Here is a 10,638-nt window from a genome sequence, read left to right as displayed (position 1 = left end):
CGATTACGATTACATTTTTACCTGTAGCCATAATGTCTTCCACTTCAACGGCCCTGTTTGCAACGCGTTTATTCTGTTGCTTTAAGAAATCCATAGCAAAATGAACACCTTTGGCAGCACGTCCGTCGATTGGCAGATCGCGTGGAATAGTAGAACCTCCGGCCAGTACAATTGCACTGAAATCTCTTAACAAAGTACCGATTTCTACATTCTCGCCCACGTTGGCATTACATTTAAAAATAATACCTTCTTCTTTCATTAAATCGATACGGCGATCTACCACATTTTTCTGTAATTTAAAATCGGGAATACCATATCTCAATAAACCTCCAGGTGCATCATCACGTTCGAAAACGGTAACCTCGTGCCCTACTTTATTTAATTGAGCAGCAGCTGCTAAACCTGCCGGACCTGAACCAATTACGGCAACTTTTTTGCCGGTTCTGATCAGCGGTGCTTTTGCTTTTATAAAACCTTTTTCGAAAGCAATTTCGATGATGTGTTTTTCAATCTCCTCAATTGATACCGGTGGACGGTTGATACCCAATACACATGCAGATTCGCATGGTGCCGGACAAATCCTACCTGTAAACTCGGGAAAGTTATTGGTGCTTAATAAAATATTTGCAGCTAATTCCCATTTTCCCTGATAAACAGCGTCGTTAAATTCCGGGATCACATTGCCCAGCGGACAACCTGATTGGCAGAAAGGTACGCCGCAATCCATACAACGGGCAGCTTGATTGTTTAATTCTGTTGCGGGCAATTCATTTAAAAATTCCCCATAGTGTTTTACACGCGTTGCAGCCTCTTCTCTTGTGGGCGCAACTCTATCGTATTCCTGAAATCCTGTTACTTTTCCCATGGCCTAGTGTGTTTTTACTTGTTGATTACGTTTGCTTAAAACTGCTTTGTATTCTTTAGGGAATACTTTTACAAAATGAGCCGATTGCGTTTTCCAATCACTTAAGATGAATTCAGCTACTTTACTGTCTGTTAAACGGATATGCGTTTTAAGTAAAGCTAAAATACGCTCTTCATCTTCAGCCTGCAATGGATCAAGATCAACCATTTCTTTATTGCATTTGCGTGCAAAAGTTCCATTGGCGTCATAAATCCAGGCTACACCGCCACTCATACCTGCTGCAAAATTGCTTCCGGTATCTCCAAGGATCAGCACTTCACCACCGGTCATGTATTCGCAACCGTGATCGCCCACTCCTTCTACAACCGCAGTTGCACCAGAGTTACGTACCGCAAAACGTTCACCAGCTTTTCCACGGGCAAACAATTCACCAGAAGTTGCGCCATAAAGGGCTACGTTACCGATAATGATATTCTGTTCAGGGATAAATGTTGAGTTTGCAAAAGGATAAATCGCCAATCTTGCTCCTGATAAACCTTTACCAACATAGTCATTGGCTTCACCTTCTAACGATAAGGTTACGCCACGCGTGTTAAAAGCACCGAAACTTTGTCCGGCCGAACCCACAAACTTAAAGTTGATCGTATCCGGAGGTAAACCAGCACCCAAGTGTACTTTCGAAATCTCGTTCGATAACATGGTACCTAATGCACGGTCGGTATTTTTAACCTCGAAACTTGCAAAAACAGGTTCGTTATTATCTATAGCAGGTTGTGCTGCCGCGATTAGTTTATGATCTAAAACATGATCTAAACCATGATCCTGACTTTCTGTGTTAAATAAAGGAAGACCATTTTCTTCTGCTTTAAATAAAATACCCGATAAATCAAGGTGTTGTAATTTCCAGTCTTCAGCAGGTAATTCGCGTACTTTTAGGATATCTGCCTGACCGATCATTTCGTGGATGGTTCTGAAACCTAATTCAGCCATAATCTCACGCAATTCTTCAGCAAGGAAATAAAATAAGTTTACTACGTGATCAGCATCACCGGTAAATAATTTTCTTAATTCCGGATCCTGAGTAGCTACACCTACCGGACAGGTATTTAAATGGCATTTACGCATCATGATACAGCCAGAAGTTACCAAAGCTGCAGTGGCAACGCCCCATTCTTCAGCACCTAATAAGGCTGCAATGGCGATATCCCTACCTGTTTTTAACTGACCATCGGTTTGAAGAACGATACGGTTACGCAGTTTGTTCTTTACCAAAGTTTGATGCGCCTCTGCCAAACCAAGTTCCCAAGGTAAACCAGCATGTTGGATAGAAGTTAAAGGAGAAGCCCCGGTACCACCATCAAAACCCGATACCAAAATTACATCGGCATGTGCTTTTGCCACACCAGCAGCGATAGTACCTACACCTGCTTTAGAAACCAATTTAACATTGATCCTTGCGGCACGGTTGGCATTTTTAAGGTCGTAAATCAATTGGGCCAAATCTTCGATCGAGTAAATATCGTGGTGAGGAGGCGGAGAAATTAAACCCACACCAGGTGTAGAGTGACGTACTTTTGCAATCCAGTCGTCTACTTTATGTCCCGGTAACTGTCCGCCTTCCCCTGGTTTAGCACCCTGGGCCATTTTAATCTGTAACTCGTCGGCATTGGTTAAATAGTAACTGGTTACACCAAAACGTGCAGAAGCTACCTGTTTAATGGCCGAGCGCATACTATCACCATTTGGCAATTTAGTATAACGCATTTCGTCTTCACCGCCCTCTCCTGTATTGCTTTTTCCACCGATACGGTTCATGGCAATAGCTAAGGTTGAGTGTGCCTCATGAGAAATTGAACCAAACGACATTGCCCCTGTAGCAAATCTTTTTAAGATTGCTTCGGTAGATTCTACCTCATTTAAAGGAACAGACGGACGGCTATAATTAAATTCAAACAGTCCACGTATGGTATAAGCCTGTTGTGTTTGCTCATTTACCAGTTTAGAGTACTGTTTAAAAATGTTGTAATCGTTTTTACGCGTAGCATTCTGCAATAAGTGAATGGTTTGCGGATTAAACAAATGCGCTTCACCTTTACGGCGGAATTTGTACGTTCCTCCCGCCGGCAATAAGTTTTCTGTTTGCGTTAGCGGACCAAAACTGCGGTGATGTTTAATTAAGGTTTCTTTTGCAATTTCATCCAGACCTAAACCACCGATACGTGAAACCGCACCTGTAAAATAAGTATTAACCACTTTTTTATTCAGACCTAAAATTTCGAAAATCTGCGCTCCTTGGTATGATTGAAGGGTAGAGATTCCCATTTTAGAGAAGATTTTAAGCAATCCGCTGTTTACTGCGTAAATATAGTTTTTGGTTAACTGTTCTGCTGATAAGCCAGATTCAGCCTGGAAGCCATTGATCGTTTCCAAAGCTAAATAAGGATTGATCGCTGTAACACCAAAGCCCAATAAAGTAGCAAAATGATGTACTTCCCAGATATCGCCTGCTTCGATTACAATACCCACTGCACCACGGTATCCTTTGCGGATCAGGTGATGGTGTACTGCCGAAACAGCCAATAAAGAAGGCATTGCAGCATGTTCAGAATCGATTGCCCTATCCGTTAATACAATTACCTGGAAACCATCTTCAACAGCATCAACAGCATAACGGCATAAACGGTCTAAAGCTTTTGCCATAGCGCCAGGTTTGCCATCGGCCCTGAAATAAGTCTGTAAAGTTTTCGCCTGGAAAACACCGGTATCGATACTCCTTAGTTTTTCCAGTTCCTGATTGGTTAAAATCGGGTGTTTAATGGCTACACAGTGTGCTTGTTTTGGTGTTTCATCCAACAGGTTACCCATGCTGCCCATAAAACTGGCCAAACTCATTACCACTTTCTCGCGGATCGGGTCGATCGGTGGGTTGGTTACCTGTGCAAATAACTGTTTAAAATAAGAAGATAGGTGTTGAGGGCGTTTTGATAATATAGCTAGAGGGGTATCAGTACCCATTGAACCGATTGGTTCTTTGGCTTCGATGGCCATTGGTTTAAGCAAAAGATCTACATCTTCCCTGCTGTAACCAAAAACCTGCTGGTATTTAAAAATAGATTCTTCTGAAAGGCCGGTGAACATTACACGTGGCTCAGGCAGCTCTTCCAAACGGATCTGATATTGGTTGATCCAGTCGGCATACGGACTTTTGCCACAAACCTGTTGTTTAATTTCGTTATCGCTGATGATCCTGCCCTGCTCCATATCCACTACGAACATCTTGCCAGGGGTTAAACGGCCTTTTTCGATCACTGTACTCTGATCAATAGCTAATGCCCCTGCTTCAGATCCCATAATAACACGGTCGTCAGAAGTGATGGCATAACGCGAAGGACGGAGACCGTTACGATCTAAAGTTGCACCTATTAATTTACCATCGGTAAAAGCAATTGCAGCAGGTCCATCCCATGGCTCCATTAAAGTAGCGTGGAATTCGTAGAATGCCTTTTTAACAGGGTTCATATCCTCGTTGCCATCCCATGCCTCGGGCACCAACATCATCAATACGTGCGGTAAAGTTCTGCCTGCATGGAGCAATAATTCGATTACGTTATCCAAACAGCCCGAATCGGAGTTGGTTTCGTCGATTACCGGCAATAACATATCCAGTTCTTCAGGTGTAAAATAAGCAGAAGCAAAAGATTTAACACCTGCCCTGAACCAGTTTAAATTTCCCTGTAAGGTATTGATCTCGCCGTTGTGCGCAATAAAGCGGAACGGCTGGGCCAATCTCCATGACGGGAAAGTGTTGGTTGCAAAACGAGAGTGGACCAAACCAAGCGCAGAAACCACGCGTTTATCGGTAAGGTCGTTAAAGTATGTACGTACCTGTAATGAGGTAAGCTGACCTTTATATATAATAGTCTGCGCAGAAAGCGAAACAATATAAAAATCCTTACCACCGTGAACGGTATTCACGATGAGTTTAATCAGGTAGTTCTTGAAAATGTAGAGTTTGCGTTCGAAATCTGCACCCGGTGCCACGGCGTAAGGGCGGGCAATAAATACCTGCTCAATTTCCGGTTCAACTGAAAGGGCCATGCTACCGATGTCGGTTGTGTCTACATCAACCTTTCTGAAGCCTAAAATTTCAAGGCCAAGTTTTTCGGCGGCACGGTAAATCAATTCTCTGCACTCTTCTCTGGATCTGATATCCTTTGGCATAAATAGCATACCTACACCATAATTATTGGTTTCTGGTAGGCTAAAGCCGGCTTTTAAACATTCGTCATAAAAAAATTCGTGCGGAATCTGAATCATGATACCTGCACCATCGCCGGTATTCGGTTCTGCGCCACTTGCCCCTCTGTGATCCAGGTTCTCTAAAATAGTAAGTGCATCAGAGATGATTTGATGCGATTTTCGCCCTTTCACATGTGCAACGAACCCAATACCGCAGGCATCGTGTTCAAATTGCGCATCGTACAATCCACTGTTTGGTTCCATTCTTTGCTCGTTAGTTGTTAGTGTATAGGAAACACTAAGATACGAAAAAGAATTCTTAAATTACAGAGTTGATATATTTTTTAGAAAAATTTTAGTCCTTATGTAATTTAAAGCCTTTAAATTGAAGTATTTTTAATTATAAGCCGTATTATTTATCAAATTCATAATGATAATATCGTACAATAATTCGGCTTTTTTGAATGAAATTGAACCTAAAACGTTTTAATTTATGATTTATAGATAAATTTCGAATTTATTAATGAATAATTTAGGTCTTTTTGATTATTTATTGCTGTTTTTGCCTTTTTTAAAATACACATTTAAAATTTATTAATTTATGAATCAGCAACATAGCGTAAATATATAAAAAAATAAGAAAATGCGTTTCGCGAAACAACTTCTTTTTCTACCTTTGTGGCCGGGCAAGTCTTTTACGACCAGCTCCCTTTGAACTCCCCCAGGATGGGAACATAGCAAGGGTAGAAGGTTGTAGCGGTGCGATAGAAGGTGCTTGCCCTTTTTTTTCTTTTCCCTTAATCCCCTGAAGGGGGAATTAAATTCTTCAGGGTTGAACCGTAAAAACTCAAATATTTAAGAATTTATAACCATGAAATTTTTTATTGACACAGCAAATCTTGATCAAATCAAAGAAGCGCAAGATCTTGGCATTTTAGATGGCGTAACCACCAACCCTAGCTTAATGGCTAAAGAAGGTATTACCGGCGATGAAAATGTAATTAACCACTATAAAGCAATTTGCGATATCGTTGATGATAATGTAAGTGCAGAGGTAATTTCTACCACTTTTGATGAAATTATCAAAGAAGGTGAAGCTTTAGCAGCTTTAAACCCTAAAATTGTGGTTAAAGTTCCGATGATTAAAGATGGTGTGAAAGCCATTAAATATTTCTCTTCAAAAGGAATCAAAACCAATTGTACTTTAATTTTCTCTGCAGGTCAGGCTTTATTGGCTGCCAAAGCAGGGGCTACTTATGTTTCTCCGTTTTTAGGCCGTTTGGATGATATCTCTAGCGATGGTCTGGTATTGATCGAAGACATCAGGACTATTTTCGATAACTACGGTTACGAAACACAGATCTTAGCGGCTTCAATTCGCGGACCATTGCACATTGTAAACTGTGCTAAATTGGGTGCTGATGTGATTACTGCTCCTTTGGCTGCGATTGTTGGTTTATTGAAACACCCTTTAACCGATAGCGGTTTAGCTACTTTCCTTGCAGATCATGCTAAGGCAGCGGGTAAGTAATATTTTAAAAGTCGAGAGTCTTTAGTCCTAAGTCTTGAGTCGGGTTTCCGGTTTAAGACTTAGGATTTTTTTTATGGATAATGTGGGATGGAAAATGGATGATGGGGAAATTGCTGGTTACATTATTCTTCTAACTTGATTTCGACCATTAATTCATCTTTTAAAGACTCGTTTAAGATATTTTCAGCACATAATCGTCACCCTCATTCGATAGCTATCGGATTCATTTCAGGGTTTTCCGATGCGCACAAGATGCTGAAATAAATTCAGCATGACGAGTCGGCAGGCAAATTGCTGGTTACATCAAGCATCTTACCTTTTCCGTTTTACATCCTTTTTGACCATTAAGGAATTAAGATCATTAAGGTTTTATGGATAACGTGAGATGGAAAATGGATAATGGGCAAATTGCCGGTTACATCATCCATCTTACCTTTTCCATTTTACATCTCGTGGACTTTAGACTAAAGACTCACGACTAAGTACTTCCTTCACCTTATCATAATTAATCTGCTCATCAGGTTCGATCAGGATGCCCTTCACTCCTGCCCCGTTTGCGGCTTCAACATCACGTGGTTTATCGCCGATCATTACAGATTGTGCAGGATCGATGTCGTACATATCGATGGCATCGAGTATCATGCCCGAGGCCGGTTTTCTGCATTTGCACTCGCCGCCAACAGTTGGGTGGTGCGGACAGTAGTAAAAACCTGCAATATCTGCTCCTTTGGCTACAAAAGCATTTCGTAACATCTGGTGCATAATGGCCAGTTCCTGCTCGCTATAACGTTTTAAGGCAATGCCGCCCTGGTTAGTGATTACGATTAACAGATAACCTTCATCGAAGAATTTTTTTAATACAGGAATCTGGTAATCTAATATTTTAAAGTCTTCTACACGGCAGATGTAATCGTATAGTTCTTTATTCAGTACACCGTCGCGATCGAGGAAAATAGCTTTGTTCATTTTTGAGGTATGAGTATTGTGATGTGAGATATAAGTATCAAGATTTGAGATATGAGAATCAAGACTTGAGATTAACCTCTGTTATAATTTGGGCAAAATAACTGAAAATTAAGGACAAAAGAAAGCCCGATCTGATTATGGACCGGGCTTAATCATAAAATCTATCTGGTTTAGGTTATTTTAAATTCAATCCGGCTTTATGGCCCTTTATTGCAAAAAACAGGATGTACAGGTAACATGGCATAATGGTTGAAAAATAGGCCAATTGGAAGTTTAAATGTAAGCTGTCTTTCAAAAATGCATATACAAATGGCATTAAAGCGCCACCAGCAATACCCATAACCATAATGGCTGATCCGATTTTGGTGAATTTGCCCAGGTGACTAATCCCCAGCGGGAAAATAGCAGGCCACATTAATGAGTTTGCAAGTCCTAACAGTGCCACAAAAATTACCGCAAACCAGTTAGAAATGGCTAAAGCAAGGATGGTAAATATAATGCCCAGAATGGCGCAGATCCTTAATGCTTTTTGCTGCGAAATGTATTTAGGGATGGCTATAATACCGATAATGTAACCGATAAGCATACTGAATAAGGTAAGTGAAGTTAATTTACCACTGATTTCGGTACTGATGCCCAGTTCGCGGGCATAAACGCCAATGATATCGCCGGCCATTACCTCTGCCCCAACATATACGAAAATACATAACGCTCCTAAAAACAGGTGCGGAAACTGGAATATGCTTTTGTGTTTTACCACTACACCTTTTGTTTCATCTACCACATCTTCTTCTACTTCAATTTCGGGCAGATCGGTGAATTTGATAAAGACTGCGAAAAGACAGAAAACGATGGCTAATACGATATACGGCATGTTTACACGGCCTAAAACATCATTCAACAGTTGCTCGTGCACAGCGCCAGTGGCTGCTTTGATCTGTTTTTCAACTTCAGAAGCATTTTTAAGGAACAAACTTCCCATAATCAACGGCACAATCATTCCGGCGAATTTATTGCAGATACCTGCTATACTGATTCTTTTTGCCGCACTTTCTATTGGCCCGATGATGGTTAAATAAGGATTTGAAGCGGTTTGAAGCAAAGCCAATGCAGCTCCCTGAACAAAAATACCGGTTAAAAACAAGCCGAATGTACGTGTTGATGCTGCCGGTATAAAGATGAGCGATCCCAACCCTAAAATTACAAGTCCGAGAACAATTCCATTTTTAAAACCTACTTTTTTAAGGATCCACGATGATGGAAGTGCCAGAAAAAAGTAAGCCATGTACGAGGCAAAGGTTACAAAAAAGGCCTGTAAATCAGTTAAGCCGAATGATAGTTTAAAGAATGGAATGAGTGTGCCGTTTGCCCAGGTTACAAAGCCAAAAATAAAGAATAAGGCACATATGATAATGAGCGGCTTAGGCCCCTGCTGCTGGCCCAGTTTGGTTGTTTGTTGCATAAAGTTTGGTTCGGTTTTAATTGTCGTGGCCAAACTAAACAATAAAATCTGATAAACTATTGGGCAAACGTTTGCGTGATTTTTAATTAATTTAATTGGAACTTACACACCTGAAACCGGTATGCTCAAGTCCGGTATCTACCGATGTTTTCATCCTGGAAGTAACGCGGTAACCCTTGCAGTAAGAAGCATTGCACATAAAAGAGCCTCCCCTTACCACTTTTTTAGGGATTGTAGGCTCCATAGGATCATAACTATCTGATGGCCCTGTTGGATTGCTGCTCAGCCCCTGGAGTGTGGTGTAATAATCGGGCCGGTACCAATCGCTGCACCATTCCCATACATTTCCAGCCATATCGTAAAGACCATAACCGTTCGGCTTAAACTCTTTTACTTCAGCTAAACTATTATAGCCATCCCAATTGGTATTTTTGACCGGGAAACTGCCCTGCCAGGTATTGGCTTTGGCCTTGCCTTTTTCGATATCTTCGTTTCCCCAGGGGTATTTTTGATTTTTCAAAGCGCCCCTTGCGGCATACTCCCATTCTGCCTCAGTAGGTAAACGCTTGTCCGCCCATTTGCAATAAGCCATGGCATCATCCCATGAGACATGGACAACAGGGTAATTTTCTTTCCCTTTGATGCTGCTTTTGGGGCCGTGCGGATGTTTCCAATCGGCACCTTTAACCCAGCGCCACCATTGCGAGGCATCATTTAAGCTTGTTACGCTTTTTGGCTGGTAAAAAACCAATGAAGCAGCAACAAAAACACTGTCGGGCGGCTTTGGTGTGCCTGCAGGAAGCTGTTTTTTCATTTCTTCCCAATCAGGTTTACGTTCGGCAGTGGTTTGATAACCGGTTGCATCTACAAACTTTTTAAATTGGGCATTGGTAACTTCGGTAACATCAATCCAAAAAGAAGCCAGTTTAACGCGGTGCTGGGGATATTCATCTTCCCTGCCCTCTTTATCTGAAGCGCCCATGGCAAATTCTCCTGCCGGGATCAAAACCATTCCAACATGGCTCACTTTATTTGCCGCAAAACTGGAAGAATCTTTTACCGCGCCGAAACGGCTGGGCATATTCTTTTCGCATGAAGCTAGGGAATCCATATGGTGTTTTACTTTTTCTTCTTCGGTAGCGCGCTTCGATTTGCAGGAAAGGATCAGTAATAAGGGCAAAAAGAGCGTTACGAAAAGAAATCTGTACATGGCGGGGTTTAAATGTGTGCGATAAAAATATCAATTCTATTTAAAAAACAGAAGGCAAAAAATTAATTCGCCTATAAATCAATACAGTAAGGGATTTGATGAATTTTTATTTGCAGGAAATACATCTGAACCCTATATTTGCACCACTTTAAAGGAAACGGATAACGTTTTTAAACAAAGTAGATTCCGTAGCTCAGCTGGTAGAGCATTACACTTTTAATGTAGTGGTCCTGGGTTCGAATCCCAGCGGGATCACAGAAAGCCTCACAGAAATGTGGGGCTTTTTCGTTTTAAGGTGTATAAAATGTGGTCCGAAATTCTATTGAATATTAACAGATTAATGGGATCAAGCGGAAAAGTTGGGG

Annotated in this window: 6 protein-coding genes, 1 tRNA gene and 1 other RNA gene; 3 read left to right on the top strand and 5 right to left on the bottom strand. The window is 41.3% G+C overall.

From position 1 onward, the window contains the following. Both B2V92_RS18385 and gltB read right to left on the bottom strand, forming a co-directional pair. Positions 1-865 (bottom strand): glutamate synthase subunit beta (locus B2V92_RS18385; protein ID WP_293310912.1); only part of this gene is annotated, 865 nt, incomplete at its 3' end. Between the two features lie 3 nt (positions 866-868). After that, on the bottom strand, positions 869-5,368 hold the full coding sequence (gene gltB / locus B2V92_RS18380) for a glutamate synthase large subunit (protein ID WP_293310910.1): 4,500 nt from the start codon (positions 5,366-5,368) through the stop codon (positions 869-871). Positions 5,369-5,788: 420 nt separating this feature from the next. On the opposite strand from gltB, the gene ffs reads away from it, so the two are divergent. After that, positions 5,789-5,888: signal recognition particle sRNA small type (gene ffs, locus B2V92_RS18375), an RNA gene on the top strand. An 87-nt stretch (positions 5,889-5,975) separates the two neighbouring features. After that, the gene (fsa, locus tag B2V92_RS18370) at positions 5,976-6,635 is read left to right on the top strand and encodes a fructose-6-phosphate aldolase (protein ID WP_175633162.1); all 660 of its coding nucleotides are present in this window, start codon (positions 5,976-5,978) and stop codon (positions 6,633-6,635) included. A gap of 459 nt (positions 6,636-7,094) precedes the next feature. Here fsa and B2V92_RS18365 read toward each other — a convergent pair whose 3' ends face one another. The 3 genes from B2V92_RS18365 to B2V92_RS18355 form a co-directional block, all read right to left on the bottom strand. Next, on the bottom strand, positions 7,095-7,601 hold the full coding sequence (locus B2V92_RS18365; RefSeq protein WP_293310906.1) for a D-glycero-alpha-D-manno-heptose-1,7-bisphosphate 7-phosphatase: 507 nt from the start codon (positions 7,599-7,601) through the stop codon (positions 7,095-7,097). 175 nt (positions 7,602-7,776) lie between these two features. Continuing rightward, entirely contained in the window at positions 7,777-9,063 is a 1,287-nt protein-coding gene (locus tag B2V92_RS18360; protein ID WP_293310904.1) for a sugar MFS transporter, read from the bottom strand. A 91-nt stretch (positions 9,064-9,154) separates the two neighbouring features. Next, positions 9,155-10,273, bottom strand: a complete 1,119-nt coding sequence (locus tag B2V92_RS18355) for a formylglycine-generating enzyme family protein (protein WP_293310902.1) — start codon at positions 10,271-10,273, stop codon at positions 9,155-9,157. A 182-nt stretch (positions 10,274-10,455) separates the two neighbouring features. Between B2V92_RS18355 and B2V92_RS18350 the strand changes: the two genes are divergently transcribed. After that, positions 10,456-10,528 (top strand) — tRNA-Lys (locus B2V92_RS18350). Positions 10,529-10,638 lie beyond the last annotated feature (110 nt).

This window comes from Pedobacter sp. UBA5917 (genome assembly GCF_002432345.1).
GTDB lineage: Bacteria > Bacteroidota > Bacteroidia > Sphingobacteriales > Sphingobacteriaceae > Pedobacter.
Note: the sequence above shows the minus strand (reverse complement) of the source record. Positions and strands in the feature narration are given on the sequence as shown.